This window comes from Rickettsia sp. Oklahoma-10, assembly GCF_039954865.1.
GTDB classification, from domain to species: Bacteria; Pseudomonadota; Alphaproteobacteria; order Rickettsiales; family Rickettsiaceae; genus Rickettsia; species Rickettsia oklahomensis.
Map to the genome: position 1 here is coordinate 663,925 of NZ_CP157197.1, position 18,790 is coordinate 682,714.

The following is an 18,790-nucleotide window of genomic DNA, read 5'->3' on the forward strand; positions in this document are numbered from 1 at the left end:
TCACATTTGTCATACTGCGACTTGTTAGTTAGATCAAATCTTTCTAAATTTTTTCTAGATACCGTGTTAAATTTAGAATCTATATAATTTATATTTAATAAAATACCAAAAATGATAAGCTACAAAACTACCGACTACGGCAAAAACAGAAAATAAGAAATCACTACCGTTAATATTGCCGTAAGGTACATGAGATGATAAAGCTCCGGCATATATACCGATGCTACACATTGAAAAATATGAAAATAAAGCTGTTCTAAGTTCATAATCTCTAAATTTATCAATTATTATTAAAATATTGCAAATAAAAATGGATCCTAAACAGCTACCGATTAATATTATATATAATATATTAAGGTTTTTATTAGTGCCATGCAGTGGTAGTAAAATAAAGCAGATGAGTAAAATTATAGTTAGTGCTAAATTAGCCAAATATTTATTTACTTTGCTTAATATGTAGCATATAGGAATTATAGAAAAACATATTACTAGGAAAATATATTTTAGTATCAGCCTTAAATTAATTAATGCTAATTGTTGCTTTAATGCAAAAGCTTCATAATACCATACTATATCTAATGTAACATAAGCCACTACGAAGCCTGTCAATAATTGTAATTCAATATTTTTTATTAAGGATGAGAATTTTGAATTTAAATTTAATTTATGAGATGTAGCATTATAATGCAGAAATTCGGTTAGAATATTAATGCAGTATAACAACGCACAAATTATTATAGTATTATTTGTCGGTTTTATAAATGGATTTAATAAATCTACCATTAAATTTCCACATGCCCATAACAACATTATACAAGCTAGAAAAAAATATTTCTTTTCTTTAGCACATTCAATAATGTGTAATGTTATGGAAGTGAAATATGAAAATATTCCAAAATTAATTAAAATAAAATTAATTTTAATTAGAGTATAATTGCTCAATAAAATTAGGTTTATTGTACAAATAATTAATAAAGATAAGCTAATTAAAATAATTTTTGTATTACTTAACTTATTAATTAAATGTGTTAAGGCAAAGCCTGCTATTATTGAGCCTATAAATTTAGTTTGATTTATATTATTTATTTGTTCTCCACATAGATTTTTGTTGATCAGTAAAAAAATTTTAAAATTATAAAAATTTATGGCATTGATACAGGAAAAAATAAATATTCCCAAAAGGGAGTAAAAAATAGTTTTATAATCGTTTTTTAAAGTCATAAATTAAGTATTTGCTAAACATAAATACATGGTATATAACTCATCATTAAATGATTAAGATGATTATCTTAAAAAATTAAAAGATTTGTAATTCCATTATTTAAGTATATATGGAGATTAGATTATCAGCTTTTAATCAAGTATGATAGTCTTAAATTTGTAATTTGTATATAATTATTTAATTTAAAAAAATTAATGAATTAAATAATATGGAAATATTTTAATGTAAGAAAAATAATAATATATTTTTTGGTATTTTAAAGAGGTGTTATTTGAAGTTTATCTAGAATGTCATTTTTTCTCTTTAAATTATAGATAAATTATCTATTTAAATTAATACAAGATAAGCAATGCTGTTTCTTAAGATTCAAGCAATTATATTAATTATTTGTTCTTCAAGTTAGTGAGCAAGATAAATGAATAAAAAAATTATAATTGATGCTAATTTTCCAACTGAAACAAGAGTAGTTTTATTGGGACAAAGCAACAATATAGAAGATATTGAGTTTCAAACAACTGTAAGACAACAAAATAAAGGTAATATTTACTTAGCAAAAGTCACAAGAATAGAACCATCGCTACAAGCTGTGTTTATAGAGTACGGAATGGATAAAAGCGGTTTTTTACCGTTTAGTGAAATCCATCCAAACTATTACAATTTGCCTTCCTCGGAGAGAAATTTTCCGATTAATGCTTTTCCTGAAATAGCTCTTGCAAATATTACGGTTGAAGATGATAAAGAGAAGCCTGTTACTATATATGATTCTTTAGTTGATAGTGAAGAAATTGACCTAAAAATCATAGAAGATTTAGTAGAGAGCAAAATTCAGTCAGAACTTAATTTAGAAGCAGCTGATGATATTGAAATTATTCAAAGCGGCATTGAGTCAAATATTCCACAATATAAACAATATAAAGTTCAAGAAGTAATAAGAAAAAACCAAATATTATTGGTGCAAGTGACTAAAGAAGAACGAGGAAATAAGTGTGCTGCTTTTACTACTTATATATCATTGGCTGGGAAATATTGTGTTTTAATGCCTAATAAAGGGTTGCAAAATGGCATATCACGTAAAATATCAAACGGGGAAGAAAGAAAAAGACTAAGAGATATTTTAAATAAAATAGTAAGCGGTGACAAAAATACTTACAGCGTTATTGTTAGAACCGCAGGTAGAGGAAGTAGTACCTTAGATTTGAAGAAAGACTATAATTATTTAGTAAGATTATGGAATAAAATTCGTAAAAGTACTATTAAATTTCCGGCTCCGTGTTTTATTCATGAAGAAGATAGTATAATACGTAAAACCATACGTGATATGTGTGATCACAATGTACAAGAGGTAGTGATTCAAGGACAGGAAGCTTATGAAAATGCTTCAAAATTTATGCAGGATTTATTACCTTCAGAGCTTTCAAAACTTAAAGAACATAAAAATAAAACTCCTATATTTACGAAGTTTCAAGTAGAAGAGCAATTAGTTAAATTATATCAGCCTGTTGTGACATTACCTTCAGGAGGGTATATTGTTATTAATCCTACAGAAGCTCTTATTGCAATTGACGTAAATTCCGGTAAATCAACTTCTGAGAAAAATATTGAAGAAACGGCACTAAAAACTAATTTAGAAGCAGCTAAAGAAGTAGCAAAGCAAGTCAAGCTTAGAGATCTATCAGGTTTGATAGTGATTGATTTTATAGACATGAGCGAAGCAAAGAATCGTAAAATTATTGAACGATCCTTTAAAGAATTGTTAAGTCGTGATCGTGCTCGTATACAAACTGGTAATATTAGTCAGTTTGGATTACTTGAATTTTCAAGACAGAGATTGCGTTCTTCTTTCTTAGAAACTAATTCGGCAATTTGTTCTCATTGTAACGGTAAAGGAGTTATTAGAGCTAATGACGCTAATGCTATGTTAATTTTGCGCACTATAGAGAACGAAATTTTTGAAGAAAAAATTGATGTAATAAATGTTTTTGCCAACATCGGTTCAGTTATTTATCTACTTAATAATAAACGTATCGAGATAAAATTTATTGAAGAAAAATATAATATAAAACTTAATTTTTATTCTGATCCTAATGCTACATCAGATAGTTATTCGATTGAAAAGGTAAAATTATTGAAGAAAAATAACAATCATGTTAATTCTGTTAAGCCAGTGATCCAAAATCATAGTATCGATTATACTGAAGAAGAACCCAAAAAAGAACAATTACGCAAGAATAAACATAAATGGAAGACAGTTAATAATAACGTTTTAGTTGAAGAAAAAAATAAAAAACTAGAGACAAAGCAAGAAGTGGAAGAATTGACACGAAGTGTAGAGGGTGTAAATGAAGATTTGCAAATTATAGAAAGTGATGTAGTAACAGTAGAAGTGCCGGCAAACAAAACAGTAAAGCGTAGATATCGTAATAAGAAATCAAATAAGAAAAATGCTCCTAATATTGCCACAGATATGGTAAAGAAGGTAGGGGCTTGATTTTACTGCTAATTAGGTATTATTTTATAACTCGGTAAATGTTCTTTATCTCATTCCTGGGGAGGCGGGAAAAATAACTGTTAAATTACATATTTTACTGGATTCTTGCGTTCCCTTCCCAGGAATGATATATAAAGAAACAATATAAAAACATAAACTTAAAATATAAAGTGCAGCAAAGTTTAATTATAAAATGGTTGTCTATAAGTTGTATAATGGTCATAGTGATGATTGTTATAGGAGGGATAACGAGACTTACAGGTGCTGGTTTATCTATAGTAGAGTGGCGTCCGATAACAGGTATTTTACTGCCTTTTAGCTTTGAAGCTTGGCAAGTAGAGTTTGCTAAATATAAAGATTTTCCTGAATATAATTCCGTTAATTACGGGATGACTTTATCGCAGTTTAAATTTATTTATCAGTTAGAGTTTGTACATCGGTTACTCGGTAGAATTACAGCTTTAATATATATTGTGCCTTTAATATATTTTTATTTTAAAGGCATTATCAAAAATCGTGATACTGCAGCTTATATAAGTGCTTTGTTATTATTTTGTATACAAGGTTTTGTGGGGTGGTATATGGTTAAAAGCGGTTTATTGAATAGTCCGTCTGTTAGTCATTTCCGGCTTGCATTTCATTTAATTATCGCTGTAATTATTTATCACATACTTTTTTATCAATTAATAAACAATTGTTGTGATATTTTATTAATCCCGTCACAAATAGATTTAAAATTACCGTTAATATTTTCTAGTATTGCTATTACTGTAATATATATGCAAATTTTTTTAGGTGCTTTAGTTGCGGGGCTTGATGCAGGGCTGATATATAATAGCTTCCCGCTAATGGGTGATAATTTTATTCCGATGGAGATAAAAGATAATTTCTTTGATCTTAAAAATTGGTATGATCCGGTTTTTATACAATTTATGCATCGTTTAGGCGGTTATAGCATATTTTTGGTTGTTATGGTTTTAGCAACTTACTTGTTGAAAATAGAGCATCCGAAATTAAATAAAATAGCATATTTTCTAATTATTACGTTATTAATGCAGATATCTAATGGAATAATTACTCTTTTATACTCTGTACCTATAATAATTGCTTCTACTCATCAATTTTTTGCGATAGTGCTTTTATCGGTAATAATTTGGTGCTATTTTTTAATCAAAACTTCTAAATGATTATCAATGTCGATACTCCTATTTCTTCTAGATTAGATAAATATTTAAAACGTCTATATCCGTTATTAACTCAAGGAGTAATAGAGAAGGCATTACGCCAAAAATACATTACAGTTAATGCTCAGAAAGCAGAAGCTAGTTTAAGAGTAATAGACGGTGATAAAATTTTTATTAGTGATAAGTTTAATTTACCTGTTAAACAACCTGAAAAATTAGTTTTTACCGATGCTGAAATTAAGCTAGCGAAGAAAATTACTACAGATTATTTGATATATGAAGATGATAATTTAATAGCTATAAATAAACCTATAGGGCTTGCTACTCAAGGCGGCAGTAAAATAAATTTATCTATTGACTCTGCATTAAAATATTTGAATTATAAAGGTGCTGATTTTAAGCTAGTACATAGGTTAGATAAAGAAACAAGTGGTTTGCTCTTAATAGCCAAAAATTATTTGAGTAGTATAAAGTTTCATGATGCTTTTAAAGAAAAATTGGTTGTAAAAACATATTATGCAATTACTTATGGTAAGCCAATTAAAAATGTAGGCGAAGTAAGAAGTAATATAGAAAAGAGTAAGGGTGGTACACCTAAAATTACTGATATTGAGAGTGAAAATGGTAAATTTGCCATTACTTATTATAAGTTACTTAAAGCACTTGATAATAACTTATTTTTAGTTGAATTTACTCCGATTACAGGTAGAATGCATCAATTAAGGTTACACGCTAAATTATTGGGTTGTCCGATACTTGGAGATGATAAATATGGTGATAAAGACATAATGCCATATAGTAAATATATGTTCTTACATGCTAATAATATATGTTTATATGAAAAGGTTTTTGGTAAAGAAATTAATTTAGAAGCAAAATTACCGTTTTATTTTCTAGACTTCATAACTAGCTTCTAAAGCTAATTTGGACAATGATTCAGTACTTGAGAATCCTCAAGTATTTTTTTGTACACTGCGGTTCTGCGTTCTGTATCTCCTTCAAATTCCTCTTTATTAGCTTAAGACGTCTACTGATAAGTTTGTGGAGTGTTGAAGTTATGATTTGTAGATATATTTTATTACTAATTGCATTAATTGTTTGGCAGATATAAAGCAAAGAATCAATTAGGCAGAAAAAGAATATATAAGTAATAGATTTTTAAATGCCGTTTTTATGTTTGCCGATGATTATAAACCTTTATTAACCGGTGCTAAGAGGCATCTTTGCTTTAAACGGTGAGCAATTAAAAGCAAATGAAATGATGCCTATTGCTTCTGCTACGCAGCCTTTTACAGCAGCAGGAATCTTAAAATTACAAGAACAGGAATTATTAAATATTAACGATAAAATCTATAAATATCTTGATCCAGAAATGTGGGGTGGAAAAGTGCCAGATTGGGTATATAAAATATCTATCCATAATTTATTAACGCATAGTAGCGGTATTGTTGAATATTTTAGTTTTATTAAACTTGATTTAAATATGTCTAAGCAAGAGATTTATAAGAAAATATTACAATTTGTTTCTTCTAAACCTTTAGAAATATCTATAGGAAAAAAATTTAAGTATAGTAATACTAATTTTGTTATACTTGGTATGATTATTGAAAAAGTAGCTAAAAAAGATTTAGGTAACTTTTTTTATGATGAATTTTTTAAACCTCTTACTTAATATGAAATCTACTAGTTTTGCTTCATATAGTGAAGCTGCTAGAATCCAAAAGAACGTTATTAGTTCTAATTATCCGGTAAGATATTTTTTAACGCTCAATAATAGTAATAAACCTATATTTACTCCTGTAACAGCTGATTTTTTAGCGGTTCCTTATGCAGATGGGGGTGTATAATATCGACACCAAACGATCTAGTTAAATGGTACAGGGCATTAAATAAGGGGCAAATTCTTTCTAAGAAGTCGTATAAACTTATGACTACTAAATATTTTTTAGTAAAAGATATAGAAGGGCGTAAGTCCTATATGGGTTACGGTATTTTTCTTACTGATCTTGATTCTAAGCATTTAATGATTCATTATACGGGCAAGGCCTGCGGAATACAAAGTGAAGCAGGATATGTTTTGCCTAATAATCTTTACTTTGCTATACTTAGTAATACGATGATTAAAATTCCTGAAGCAGGAAAAGATAAAATTGACATGAAAAATCCTTTAAATCAGCTTGGAATAATTTATTTTAGAGATGCAATAATAGAGGTAGCTATAAAAAGTTAGATGAAGATAGTTACTTGGAATATTAATTCATTGCGTCTACGGATCGATTTATTAAAAAAATTAGCATATGAACATAAGCCAGATATTATATTGCTTCAAGAAACAAAGGTGGCTGATTCATTGTTTCCTCTTGAAGTTATTAGAAATATAGGCTATGAACATGTAATATACTCTGGACAAAAATCATATAACGGTGTTGCTATTATTTCTACATTTCCTTTGGATAATGTTTTTTCTTTAGAATTATATAATAGTGATAAAAGGCATATAGCAGCTACTGTTAATGATATAGAAATACATAATTTTTATGTTCCTGCTGGCGGTGATATACCTGATATAGAGGTGAACTTAAAATTTAAGCATAAGCTAGAGTATGTAAGGCTAATGCAGGAATGGTTAACAGTTAACCGTACTAAAAATGATAAAATTATCATTGTCGGTGATCTAAATATTGCTCCGCATGAGAATGATGTATGGTCTAGTAGGCAATTGCGAAATGTTATCAGCCATACCGATATTGAACGTTCATTATTGGTAGAGTTACAAAACTCGTTAGGTTTTATCGACAGTAGCAGGCATTTCGTATCACTTGATGAAAAATTCTATACTTGGTGGAGTTACAGGAATATAGATTGGAAAAAGTCTAACAGAGGCAGAAGACTTGATCATATTTGGGTGAGTAATAATTTAAAAGATGCATTATTGTCTATAAATTTACTATCAGAAGCACGTGATTGGCTATCACCTTCAGATCATGTACCGTATTTTGTGAATTTGAATTTTGATAGTGTTATCCAGCGATCTTGTAGTGGAATCCAATAAGAAATTTAAAAAGACTGGATCATGTGATTAAGTCACGGGATGGATGACATATACTTCTAGATTTTTGCCTACGTGGGAATGAAAGAGGGATCTTAGGGACATAAGACTAAAAATATTAAGGAGTAATTAGTGGATATTAAGTTAGGAAAATATAAGCCAATAAAGGAAGAATATATAAAAAGCTTTAAAGATATGCTTCTGCTGCGGCGTTTTGAAGAAAAATGTGGTCAGTTATACGGAATAGGAGAAATAAGTGGTTTTTGTCATTTATATATAGGTCAGGAAGCAGTAATTGCAGCAGTAGATATGGTTAAACAAAAAGGTGATAACACTATTACTAGCTATCGTGACCATGCTCATGTTATTTTAGCGGGCACTGAGCCCAAATATGTCCTTGCCGAACTTATGGGACGAGCTACAGGCTGTTCAAAAGGCAAGGGTGGTTCTATGCATTTATTTGATGTACCAAATAAATTTTATGGTGGGCACGGTATAGTAGGGGCTCAAGTGCCGATAGGTACAGGGCTTGCTTTTGCTGAAAAATATAATGGTACGAATAATATTTGTTTTACTTTTTTAGGTGACGGTGCCGTTAATCAAGGTCAAGTATATGAAGCATTTAATATGGCTGCTTTATGGGGTTTATCAGTAGTTTATATTATTGAAAATAACGAATATTCGATGGGAACTTCTGTTATCCGCTCAACCTTTATGCGTGATTTATATAAGAAAGGGGAATCATTTGGGATTAAAGGATTTCAGCTAGACGGTATGGATTTTGAAGAACTGTATGACGGCGCTAAACAAGCAGCAGAATATGTTAGAGAAACTAGTCAGCCGCTGATATTAGAAGTAAAGACTTATCGTTATCGTGGGCATTCAATGTCTGATCCGGCAAAATATCGCAGCAAAGAAGAAGTTGAGCAATATAAAAAGCGTGATCCGTTAGTAATAATAAGAAAAACAATACTTGACAATAAATATGCAACCGAAGAGGATTTAAAAGAAATAGAGCAGTCGGTAAAAGAAATTGTAAAAGAAGCAGTAGAGTTTTCAGAAAATTCGCCACTACCTGATGAAGAGGAGTTATATACAAATGTTTATTATACCATGACTTGACCACGGTATCCAGAAAAAATAACCACAGACTAGATCTAGTTCACAAGTTGTGGGATAATGATATGCAAGATTACTGGATTCTAGCTTTCGTGGGAATTACATAAGAACATTTAATTTAAATAAGAATAAATAAGAAAAATGCAAATAACGGTACGTGAAGCATTGCGTGATGCGATACAAGAAGAGATGATACGAGATAACAAAGTTTTCGTTTTGGGTGAGGAAGTTGCAGAATATCAAGGAGCTTATAAGGTAACTCAAGGATTACTTGAGCAATTTGGTCCTAAAAGAGTAATTGACACACCAATAACGGAATATGGTTTTACAGGGCTTGCAGTTGGTGCAGCTTTTGCAGGACTTCGTCCGATCGTGGAGTTTATGACCTTTAACTTTGCTATGCAAGCTATGGATCATATAGTGAATTCAGCTGCAAAAACTCATTATATGTCAGGTGGGCAGGTAAAATGTCCAATAGTCTTTAGAGGACCAAACGGGGCAGCGAGTAGAGTAGCAGCACAGCATAGCCAAAATTATACAGCTTGTTATTCCCATATTCCAGGATTAAAAGTAGTAGCTCCTTATAGTGCAGAAGACCATAAAGGACTTATGATTACTGCTATTAGAGATGATAACCCGGTTATTTTTTTGGAAAACGAGATTTTATACGGTCATAGTTTTGAAGTGCCAGAAACAATTGAGCCTATTCCTTTCGGTAAAGCAAAAATTTTAAGAGAGGGTAATAGTGTAACCATAGTCACCTTCTCAATTCAAATAAAACTTGCCCTAGATGCTGCAAATGTTTTACAAGATGATAATATTGATTGTGAGGTTATTGATCTGCGTACTATTAAGCCTCTTGATACTGAGACAATAATAGAATCAGTGAAAAAAACTAACCGTTTGGTTGTAGTAGAAGAGGGGTGGTTTTTTGCAGGCGTTGGAGCAAGTATAGGCTCTATAGTTATGAAAGAAGCGTTTGATTATTTAGATGCTCCGATAGAGATTGTCAGTGGTAAAGATGTCCCTCTTCCTTATGCTGTTAATTTAGAAAAATTAGCTTTGCCTAGTGAGAGTGATGTAATAGAAGCCGTTAAGAAAGTTTGTTATTATAGTGTTTAGAGGGTTTACGTTGTTGTTTATTTCATTCTTTAGCTAAAGGCATTGTGATAGTTTCATTTTCGCGGAGGCATAAATCCAGAAAAGATAACCTTAGTGTTGGTACGAAATTTTATATTATATTGACAAAATAAACCTAAGAAACAAGTTTTTATAGGTTTTACTGGGTTTCCGCGCATGCAGGAATGACATGTGATCAATGCAACAATACTGCTTTTAGTTAGGAGCAACCTTTTGCTTTACAGCTCTCTTACGGTCGTTAGGGTCAAGTAGAGCTTTACGTAGTCGAATAGATTTCGGTGTTACCTCTACTCTTTCATCATCTTGTATATAGCTAATTGCCTGTTCTAAAGTTAAAAGCATCGGCGGAGTTAGCCTTATGGCTTCGTCTTTACCTGCTGCTCTAACGTTGCTTAGTTGCTTCGCTTTTAGCGGGTTTACCTCTAAATCATTATCACGATTATGTTCGCCGATAATCATACCTCTATATACTTTATCACTAGGGTTTATAAACATTTTCCCCCTTTCTTCTAGATTCCATAGAGCATATGCAACTGCTGTCCCGTCACAGTTTGATATAAGCACACCGTTACGTCTCCCCTCAATATTTCCTTTATAATCGGCATATCCGTGGAAAATACGGTTCATTATGCCTGTGCCTCGAGTTTCAGTTAAAAACTGACTGTAGTAACCGATTAGTCCTCTAGACGGTCCGATGAAAGTAATACGGCTTTTGCCTCCGCCTGATGGTCTCATATCAGTCATTTCAGATTTTCTAAGTGCTAAAGATTTTACGACCACCCCGACATAATCATCATCAACGTCAATCTGAATTTCTTCCATCGGCTCTTGCTTATTGCCGTTCTCATCAGTTTGAAATAATACTTCAGGTCTACTTATAGATAGCTCAAACCCTTCACGACGCATAGTTTCAATTAATATACCTAATTGTAACTCACCGCGTCCTGCAACTTGAAAAGCATTTTTCTCAGCAGTTTCGGTAACTGTGAGTGCGACGTTACTCTCAAGCTCACGCATTAATCTATTACCTATTAGACTTGATGTCACTTTTGTTCCCTCACTTCCTGCAAGTGGTGAATCGTTAACGCTAAAGGTCATAGATAGAGTTGGGGGGTCGATAGGTAGAGATGGTACAGCCTGTGTTACTTCAGGAGAGCAGATAGTATCAGCAACATTGGCATTTTCAACACCTGCCACAGCAATAATATCACCGGCTGTAGCCTCATCTATAGCAATTCTCTCTAAACCTCTAAATGCTAATATTTTAGTAATTCGTCCGTTTTCAAGTACCTTATTCTCACGATTTAATACTTTAACGTTTTGGTTGATTTTAACAGTTCCACTTTGTACACGTCCCGTTAAAACCCTACCAAAGAAAGAATTGTATTCTCTAGTAGTAACAAGCATAGAAAAAGGTGCTTTATAGTCAGATATGGGTGTAGGTACGTGTTTTACTATGAGATCAAAAAGTGGTGATAAATTATCTGTTAAATTATCTAAAGGATTAATTTTATCATCAAATGTTAAAGCAGCTCTTCCTGCTCTACCTGATGCATAAACTATAGGAAAATCAACCTGATCGTTATTTGCTTCAAGTGCGACAAATAACTCGAATACTTCGTCAATAACTTCTTTAACTCTTTGATCTTCTCTATCAATTTTATTAATAACAACGATAGGTTTTAAGCCAAGATTTAAAGCTTTAGATAATACAAATTTTGTTTGCGGCATTGGTCCTTCTGAAGCATCAACAAGTAATACAACACCGTCAACCATACTAAGTATACGCTCTACTTCACCACCAAAATCAGCGTGTCCAGGTGTATCAACTATATTAATACGTGTATCGTTCCACATAAGAGCGGTGCATTTGGCAAGTATAGTAATACCACGTTCACGTTCAAGGTCGTTAGAGTCCATGGCGCGTTCAGCAACCGCCTGGTTAGCTCTAAAAGTACCACTTTGTTTAAGCATGTTATCGACAAGTGTAGTTTTTCCATGATCAACGTGGGCAATAATTGCTATATTACGAATAGATGTCATCTTTAAAAATTCTCACAAATTTACAATAGTGTCTAGTATTATATACTAAAATACCAAAAATTGGAATAAAGTTCTTGAAAAAGAAACTGATGTAACTACAAAAAATTACTAAGAATTTTTAAACTTTAAAATAAGAGAAATTAATGAACTATCATATAGCATTATAATTAAGGCTTATTCACATCATTATATTGGATAGTAGGTAGTAGGTTTAATAGAGCAGAATATACAAAAACACTTTTTTATCTCATATGATGAATGTGTTAAAGAGATGGTTAGGCTTGAGCAAAAATTCTCTATAGATTTCATTGAGAAATTTCTAAATAATTAGAATTTAGGTTAAAAAATGAAGAATAATTAGTACGTTTTTTTAAAATATGATATAGTCCGGTTATAAAATAGCTTATAGTATAGTTGCATGCTTATCCCCCGATACCGTAAAATTTCATTAGAACAGTTATTAGGTGAAGAAACGGTAAAAAATATATAAAAATAGGTTTGCTAAGAGTGCTGAAGAATAAAACTTTGTAATTAAAGTAACTTAATATTAGAGAAGTGATGAATAATAGTAAAATAACGAATAGAGCAAATGTATTTTTTATGGATGAGATGATACAAATATTGATACTGCAAAAGACTATAAAATCCAAGCGGTTTTGGTTAAGAAAGATGACAAGGAATATATTCAGAAAGTGTTTAATTTTTTATGACTTTAATGAAAAGCCGAAATTTATGTTGAGTTAGCAGATCCTGCTACTGAAATATATGATGAGAACAGTATCGATTTTAGCAATACATACTGTTCAATATTTGAACCTTTTCCTAGTGATTATTATTTGAATAGCAAATATACCTCATGGGGGACTGGAGTATATCAACGTTAAGTAATAGTTAAATTTTTAATTATAGACAAATCACTTGATGTTATTTATTTTTAGATAAAATGACCTTAGTATCATGTCGTGGCTTGACTACGGGGCATGACAATACTAGCTATGAAACATTTTAATCTAAAAGGATTAGCAATGATATATCGAATATTATGTTTATGTATATTCATAATAAATTTCTCAATGATCACGGAAGCACAAAGTGTGCTGATTAAAGAAGATAATTTCAAAGTTAGAGTAGCTGTTGTTGATATACAATCTATATTGGAAGGTTCAATAGCTATAAAAGATTTGCGTAATAAGATCGAAAAGCTTAATAATAAAATTCAAGATGATATTGCGGCAAAAGAAGCAGAATTTAAACCTCTAGAAGAGAAGTTACTAAATGAACGTTCTAATTTAAGTGAAACCGAATTTGAGCATAAAGTAAACGAATTTAATGCAAAAGTTAGTCATGTTAGAAAAGAAATTCAGATTAAGAAAACAAAACTTGAACAAGCTCATGCTGAAGCTATGAGTAGAGTCCATAGCGCAACTATTACAATAATTAGTGAACTTGCTGAGAAATATAATCTGAATTTGGTAATTCCAAGTGCTCAAGTCTTATATGCTAAAAATAATTTAAATATAACTTCCGAAGTAACTTTTATGTTGAATGAGAGGTTAAAAGAAGTAACAATTAACTATTAATAATGTTATGGCTCAAACAAGTGTTCAGTGTTTAGATAGTTGCTTGCCCCAGTAGTGTACGAACATTTATTATATCATGCCCGCGAAAGCAGGAATGACATAGGAGACACATAACAATTCTATTATTTAATGAGGGTATTTAATATGGTAGAATTTACACCGATTACAATTGCATATGGGGACGGTATAGGTCCTGAAATAATGGAGGCAGTGCTTTATATATTACGTAAAGCCGAAGCTCGTATTCGCCTTGAGACTATAGAAGTAGGTGAAAAGCTTTACAAGAAGTATTACACTTCAGGCATAAGTGAGGAAAGCTGGGAATCAATACAACGTACCGGTATTATACTTAAAGCTCCAATTACTACCCCGCAAGGTGGAGGATATAAAAGTTTAAACGTCACGATTCGTAAAACGTTACAGCTTTTTGCTAATATTCGTCCTGCCGTTTCGTTTCATCCTTTTACTAGATCATTACATCCAAATTTGAACCTCACTATTATACGTGAAAATGAGGAAGATTTATATGCAGGTATAGAATACCGCCAGACTCATAACATGTATGAATCGGTAAAGTTAATTAGCCATACTGGTTGTGAAAAAATTATTAGATATGCTTTTGAATATGCAGTAAAAAATAACCGTAAAAAAGTTACTTGCTTAAGCAAAGATAATATCATGAAATTTTCCGATGGAATTTTTCATAAAGTATTTAATGAAATTGCAAAAGAATATTTGTTCATTAATAATGAGCATTATATTATCGATATCGGGATGGCAAGGCTTGCTACCAAACCGGAAATATTTGACGTAATTGTGACTTCTAATTTATACGGTGATATTATATCTGATATAGCTGCTGAAATTTCAGGTTCGGTAGGGCTTGCAGGTTCTGCAAATATCGGGAAGCATTATGCGATGTTTGAAGCGGTACATGGGAGTGCTCCCAATATTGCAGGTCAGGGTATCGCTAATCCTTCAGGGCTTTTAAATGCTGCTATAATGATGCTAGTGCATATAGGGCAAGGTGATATTGCTAGTTTAATCGAAAATGCGTGGAAGAAAACTATAGAGGATGGAGTTCACACAGCCGATATATATAACGAACAGACTTCTAGTAAACAAGTCGGTACAAAAGAATTTGCTGAAGAAGTAGTGAAAAGATTAGGACAGTTACCAACAAAGCTATCTAAAGCAGATTATCCGTTAATTGTAGAGAAACAAGAAAGTAATATATATTATAAAATTGATACCACAGAAGTTAAGAAGCTGGTTGGAACCGATATATTTGTAAATATGAATGTTTTGTCTGCTTATGATATAGCAGCTAAAATTAGTAAGCTTGATATTGGTAATTTTGAGTTAAAAACCATATCTTCAAAAGGTTTAAAATTATGGCCTCATAATGCAAGATTTGAAACTGTGTCCGATCATTGGTGTTGTCGTTTTATGAATAAGGACGGTATGGAAATAAAGCATCAAGATATAACACGATTGCTTGAAGTTTTAAGCAACGCAAATATTGATTTTATCAAAGTAGAGAATCTATTTGAGTTTGACGGGGTGGCAGGTTATAGCTTAGCCCAGGGGGAATAATTAAATTATTGTCACATAGCGCGCTTGATTACGGGGCTATAAAAACTGTATAATAATAGTTGTTTAAATATTTTCTTAGATCCTGTGGTCAAGCCATTTGATGACACCGATTAGACCCATACATACAACAAATGACATAATACAGAAATAAAAATAATGATACTATATTATATTGGAATATTATTGGTAATTATTGGATTATTTGCTATATTTTCAGGAATAATCGGGTTTTTTAGATTTCCTGATTTCTATCCTAAATTACATGCTGCAAGCGTTGTTGAGAGTTTTGGAGTGCCTATTTGTTTAATAGGTTTTGCGTGTATTAAAGCAGATATTATTAACTCTGTTAAATTAATTTTAGCATCTTTATTGATGTTGCTACTAAATCCGGTCGCAACTCATGCACTTGGTAAAGCTTCGCTACATTCAATGTTATTTCTGCGAAAGCAGGAATCTAGGAATAATGAATTATTGTTATGCTGTGGCTTAACTACGGCATCCAGAAAAAAATTAAAAAAGACTGGATCCCGCGATCAAGTTAGCTAAGATGACAATAAAGGTTATTGGATTCCCACTTTTGTAGGAATGACATTGAACAATATGGTTAACATAAAACTAAATGAATATAGCTTTAAATTTTACTCTCGGCAATTACCTACTTAACTTAATTGCTTTTTTATTGATTTTAATATCCATAACAATAATTTTTGCTAAAGATTTACTAAATGTAGTGATTGCTTCTTCTGTCTTTAGCTTATTAATCAGTGTATCTTATCTCATTATGGATGCTCCAGATGTTGCAATGACTGAAGCAGCGCTTGGTGCTTGCTTATCAACATGCGTATATTTGAATTTGTTATGCAAACTACCTTATAGTTTAAAGAATATCAAGAGAACTAATATTATTTCTGCAAGTTTAATATGTTTAGTATTTGTAATAGTTCTTACTTATATGGGGCTAGAATTACCAAATTACGGTGATGATAATGCTCCTCTTCATATACATTTAAGTAGATATTATATCAAGAATACTACTAAAGATATTGGTATACCTTCCCTTGTTGCAGCTATTCTTGCTAGCTATCGTGGTTATGATACTTTAGGTGAAACTAGCGTAATTTTAATTGCAGGAATTGCTGTGTTATTGGTTTTTTCAAAGAAATTTGAGATAGAAGACGTGTCAAAAAATGTCATCCCGCAGCTTGACAGTGGTATCCGTAAAAATATAAACTGGATGTTGTGGAGGGATCACGGTATGACAAATATAATAAAATATATTACTAGTTTTATAATCCCTTATATAATTTTGTATAGTATATATATTCAGCTTAACGGTGAATCTTCACCAGGTGGTGCTTTTCAAGCAGGTGTTATATTTGCGTCTAGTTTCATTGCTTATGATTTAGTGTACGGCAATCGAAAATTAAATCGATACTTCTCTCCTAATATATTAATTTATATTGCTATTTTAGGGGTAGCAATATATACAATTGTAGGAACAATATCATTGTTTTTTAACGATAATTATTTAAATTATTATTCACTAACAAATTTTATCAATGATAAGCTACTTGCTCAACATATAGGGATATTTATAGTAGAAATTGGTATAGGTTTAACTGTTGCAGCTATTATGTATTTAATTTATAACTTATTTAACCATGAATAATCTATTTATATTAATTAAGCGTGAATTTATATTGCAGAATCGGATTAATAATATAATAAAATATTTAGTGATATTTTTTTTGTTTTGCATAATTAGTACTGTTTTAATTAACAGTGAAAGGGATATTAACAAATTCGGTTTAATTTTTTCGATAATTTGTTTATTAATTTCATTAATAAATTTTTCTTCTATTATATTTAAATCTGATTTGGAAGACGGAAGCTTAGAATTGTTATTATCAATTGTTAGTCATGCTAAAATTATATTAGCTAAATTTTTTGCTATATTTATCAGTAGTACGATAGGGCTAGTTTTTATTTTACCAATTATTTATATTTTTTTTGATCAAACTGTGCTTGAGATAATATTTTTCTTTATTAGTGTATGGATGATGTTAGTTTTATCAAGTAGTTTAGTAGTTTTATCCGGTAGCGTGCAATGTTATTTTAAGAAGAATGCTAATTTTGTCGGTACGTTTATTATGCCGTTATTAATTCCAGATATTATAATGGTAGGTTTAATATTACAAGATAATAACTTACAATTCATTTTTATTATGATGGGAATTAATTTAGTATTTTTGCCGATTTCATTCTTATTAAGTTCCTATTTAATTAAAAATATTTATAATATTACATGATTTTGCTTTATTTTTACTAATGTAGTGATATAAAGTAAGATGAATGTTGGTAATAAATTTTTTTGAGTAAAATATATGTGGCAGGTTTTACGAAGGTTAATTGCAGCGAACCCTATAGGGTTTTTTCTCTGGTCTATTATAACTAAATGGTATTTAATTATAGCAGTTGCGTCCTTAATTACTTTATATTATACGGTATTGGGCTTAAAAAAAATTGGATTTATAGATTATTTTACTAAGACTCTAGTAGAAATATTAGATACAAGTAAAGCAGTGGCCCAAAATTGTACTACAAAACTTGGCCCTGATTGGAATCATTTAGTTAGCTTTTGGAGTTGCTTAAGTGATCCTGGAGAATATAAGCATGAGCAAAGAACAGGAGCAGAAGAGTTAGAAGATAAAATAAATAAGCTTATGTCAAAACAAGCAGATGTTGCTGCAGACGCTGAATTTCCTATAATAAACCCTTATGAACAACTAGAAAATCAAAATAATCGTTAATTTATATCACTTTAATATTATATGTTGGATACTGAAGATAATAAACAAAAACAAACTACACGTCGTGATTTTATTGTTCTAACAGCTAGTAGTATTGCAGCAGTTGGGGCTGCATGTGCACTTTTACCTCTTATTGATTCCTTAAACCCTTCTGCAGATGTGCTAGCTTTATCATCAATTGAGGTTGATCTATCAAATATTGCGATAGGGCAAACAGTTACGGTTAAATGGCAAGGTAAACCAGTTTTTATCACCAACCGTACTCCTGATAAAATAGCTGAAGCGAGAGCGGTAAAAATGTCGGAGCTTATTGATCCTGAAACAGATGAAGCACGTATTAAAGTGGGTCATGATAATTGGCTTGTAACGATTGGGGTCTGCACGCATTTAGGTTGTGTGCCGCTTGCTAATCAAGGTGAATATGATGGATGGTTCTGTCCATGCCATGGCTCACAATATGATTCTTCAGGTAGAGTTAGAAGAGGTCCTGCTCCTTTAAATTTAGCAGTACCACCTTATACCTTTATTAGCAATAAAAAAATTAGAATTGGGTAGTTAT

15 protein-coding genes and 2 pseudogenes are annotated in these 18,790 nt (G+C 31.2%); 14 read left to right on the plus strand and 3 right to left on the minus strand.

The window, feature by feature from the left end:
• Positions 1-72 precede the first annotated feature (72 nt).
• A complete protein-coding gene (locus AAGW17_RS02980; protein WP_347938577.1) occupies positions 73-1,221 on the minus strand; it encodes a hypothetical protein in 1,149 nt (382 codons plus the stop codon).
• 416 nt (positions 1,222-1,637) lie between these two features.
• Between AAGW17_RS02980 and AAGW17_RS02985 the strand changes: the two genes are divergently transcribed.
• The 3 genes from AAGW17_RS02985 to AAGW17_RS02995 all read left to right on the plus strand — a co-directional run bounded on the left by AAGW17_RS02985 (position 1,638) and on the right by AAGW17_RS02995 (position 5,811).
• Positions 1,638-3,710 (plus strand): Rne/Rng family ribonuclease, encoded by a 2,073-nt coding sequence (locus AAGW17_RS02985; protein WP_347938578.1) that lies wholly within the window; start codon positions 1,638-1,640, stop codon positions 3,708-3,710.
• Between the two features lie 170 nt (positions 3,711-3,880).
• Positions 3,881-4,897 carry a COX15/CtaA family protein gene (locus AAGW17_RS02990; RefSeq protein ID WP_347938579.1) on the plus strand — a complete coding sequence of 339 codons (1,017 nt, stop codon included), beginning with the start codon at positions 3,881-3,883 and terminating at the stop codon, positions 4,895-4,897.
• Positions 4,894-5,811, plus strand: coding sequence for an RluA family pseudouridine synthase (locus tag AAGW17_RS02995; RefSeq protein ID WP_347938580.1), 918 nt, complete (start codon positions 4,894-4,896; stop codon positions 5,809-5,811). The genes AAGW17_RS02990 and AAGW17_RS02995 overlap by 4 nt, the downstream gene beginning before the upstream one ends.
• Here the strand turns inward: AAGW17_RS02995 and AAGW17_RS05260 are convergent.
• Positions 5,797-5,912: pseudogene (locus AAGW17_RS05260) on the minus strand (palindromic element RPE1 domain-containing protein); the annotation flags it as partial. The gene AAGW17_RS02995 and the pseudogene AAGW17_RS05260 overlap by 15 nt on opposite strands.
• 50 nt (positions 5,913-5,962) lie before the next feature.
• Between AAGW17_RS05260 and AAGW17_RS03005 the strand changes: the two are divergent.
• From AAGW17_RS03005 to AAGW17_RS03020, 4 genes and pseudogenes are all read left to right on the plus strand, one after another.
• Positions 5,963-7,124, plus strand: a pseudogene (locus tag AAGW17_RS03005) (serine hydrolase domain-containing protein).
• On the plus strand, positions 7,125-7,946 hold the full coding sequence (gene xth / locus AAGW17_RS03010; RefSeq protein WP_347938582.1) for an exodeoxyribonuclease III: 822 nt from the start codon (positions 7,125-7,127) through the stop codon (positions 7,944-7,946).
• 129 nt (positions 7,947-8,075) lie between these two features.
• On the plus strand, positions 8,076-9,065 hold the full coding sequence (pdhA, locus tag AAGW17_RS03015; protein ID WP_347938584.1) for a pyruvate dehydrogenase (acetyl-transferring) E1 component subunit alpha: 990 nt from the start codon (positions 8,076-8,078) through the stop codon (positions 9,063-9,065).
• A gap of 138 nt (positions 9,066-9,203) precedes the next feature.
• A complete protein-coding gene (locus tag AAGW17_RS03020) occupies positions 9,204-10,184 on the plus strand; it encodes a pyruvate dehydrogenase complex E1 component subunit beta (RefSeq protein WP_347938585.1) in 981 nt (326 codons plus the stop codon).
• Between the two features lie 213 nt (positions 10,185-10,397).
• Here the strand turns inward: AAGW17_RS03020 and typA are convergent, their stop codons facing one another.
• A complete protein-coding gene (gene typA / locus AAGW17_RS03025; protein WP_347938586.1) occupies positions 10,398-12,245 on the minus strand; it encodes a translational GTPase TypA in 1,848 nt (615 codons plus the stop codon).
• Between the two features lie 1,025 nt (positions 12,246-13,270).
• On the opposite strand from typA, the gene AAGW17_RS03030 reads away from it, so the two are divergent.
• The 7 genes from AAGW17_RS03030 (at position 13,271) to petA (ending at position 18,786) form a co-directional block, all read left to right on the plus strand.
• Positions 13,271-13,825, plus strand: a complete 555-nt coding sequence (locus tag AAGW17_RS03030; protein ID WP_347939400.1) for an OmpH family outer membrane protein — start codon at positions 13,271-13,273, stop codon at positions 13,823-13,825.
• Between the two features lie 144 nt (positions 13,826-13,969).
• Positions 13,970-15,421: an NADP-dependent isocitrate dehydrogenase gene (locus AAGW17_RS03035; protein ID WP_347938587.1), complete on the plus strand. Its 1,452-nt coding sequence runs from the start codon at positions 13,970-13,972 to the stop codon at positions 15,419-15,421.
• A 156-nt stretch (positions 15,422-15,577) separates the two neighbouring features.
• Positions 15,578-15,967 carry a Na+/H+ antiporter subunit G gene (locus AAGW17_RS03040; protein ID WP_347938588.1) on the plus strand — a complete coding sequence of 130 codons (390 nt, stop codon included), beginning with the start codon at positions 15,578-15,580 and terminating at the stop codon, positions 15,965-15,967.
• A 73-nt stretch (positions 15,968-16,040) separates the two neighbouring features.
• Positions 16,041-17,090, plus strand: coding sequence for a DUF4040 domain-containing protein (locus AAGW17_RS03045; RefSeq protein WP_347938589.1), 1,050 nt, complete (start codon positions 16,041-16,043; stop codon positions 17,088-17,090).
• Positions 17,083-17,730 (plus strand): heme exporter protein CcmB, encoded by a 648-nt coding sequence (locus AAGW17_RS03050; RefSeq protein WP_347938590.1) that lies wholly within the window; start codon positions 17,083-17,085, stop codon positions 17,728-17,730. The genes AAGW17_RS03045 and AAGW17_RS03050 overlap by 8 nt, the downstream gene beginning before the upstream one ends.
• A gap of 75 nt (positions 17,731-17,805) precedes the next feature.
• Positions 17,806-18,231, plus strand: coding sequence for a DUF2670 domain-containing protein (locus AAGW17_RS03055; protein WP_347938591.1), 426 nt, complete (start codon positions 17,806-17,808; stop codon positions 18,229-18,231).
• A gap of 21 nt (positions 18,232-18,252) precedes the next feature.
• The gene (gene petA, locus AAGW17_RS03060) at positions 18,253-18,786 is read left to right on the plus strand and encodes a ubiquinol-cytochrome c reductase iron-sulfur subunit (RefSeq protein ID WP_347938592.1); all 534 of its coding nucleotides are present in this window, start codon (positions 18,253-18,255) and stop codon (positions 18,784-18,786) included.
• The last annotated feature ends 4 nt before the right edge of the window (positions 18,787-18,790 follow it).

Coding starts and splice junctions, on each gene's coding strand:
- AAGW17_RS02980 (WP_347938577.1), bottom strand. CDS start 1,221: ATGACTTTAAAAAACGATTATAAAACTATTTTTTACTCCCTTTTGGGA.
- AAGW17_RS02985 (WP_347938578.1), top strand. CDS start 1,638: ATGAATAAAAAAATTATAATTGATGCTAATTTTCCAACTGAAACAAGA.
- AAGW17_RS02995 (WP_347938580.1), top strand. CDS start 4,894: ATGATTATCAATGTCGATACTCCTATTTCTTCTAGATTAGATAAATAT.
- xth (WP_347938582.1), top strand. CDS start 7,125: ATGAAGATAGTTACTTGGAATATTAATTCATTGCGTCTACGGATCGAT.
- AAGW17_RS03020 (WP_347938585.1), top strand. CDS start 9,204: ATGCAAATAACGGTACGTGAAGCATTGCGTGATGCGATACAAGAAGAG.
- typA (WP_347938586.1), bottom strand. CDS start 12,245: ATGACATCTATTCGTAATATAGCAATTATTGCCCACGTTGATCATGGA.
- AAGW17_RS03030 (WP_347939400.1), top strand. CDS start 13,271: ATGATATATCGAATATTATGTTTATGTATATTCATAATAAATTTCTCA.
- AAGW17_RS03035 (WP_347938587.1), top strand. CDS start 13,970: ATGGTAGAATTTACACCGATTACAATTGCATATGGGGACGGTATAGGT.
- AAGW17_RS03040 (WP_347938588.1), top strand. CDS start 15,578: ATGATACTATATTATATTGGAATATTATTGGTAATTATTGGATTATTT.
- AAGW17_RS03045 (WP_347938589.1), top strand. CDS start 16,041: ATGAATATAGCTTTAAATTTTACTCTCGGCAATTACCTACTTAACTTA.
- AAGW17_RS03050 (WP_347938590.1), top strand. CDS start 17,083: ATGAATAATCTATTTATATTAATTAAGCGTGAATTTATATTGCAGAAT.
- AAGW17_RS03055 (WP_347938591.1), top strand. CDS start 17,806: ATGTGGCAGGTTTTACGAAGGTTAATTGCAGCGAACCCTATAGGGTTT.
- petA (WP_347938592.1), top strand. CDS start 18,253: ATGTTGGATACTGAAGATAATAAACAAAAACAAACTACACGTCGTGAT.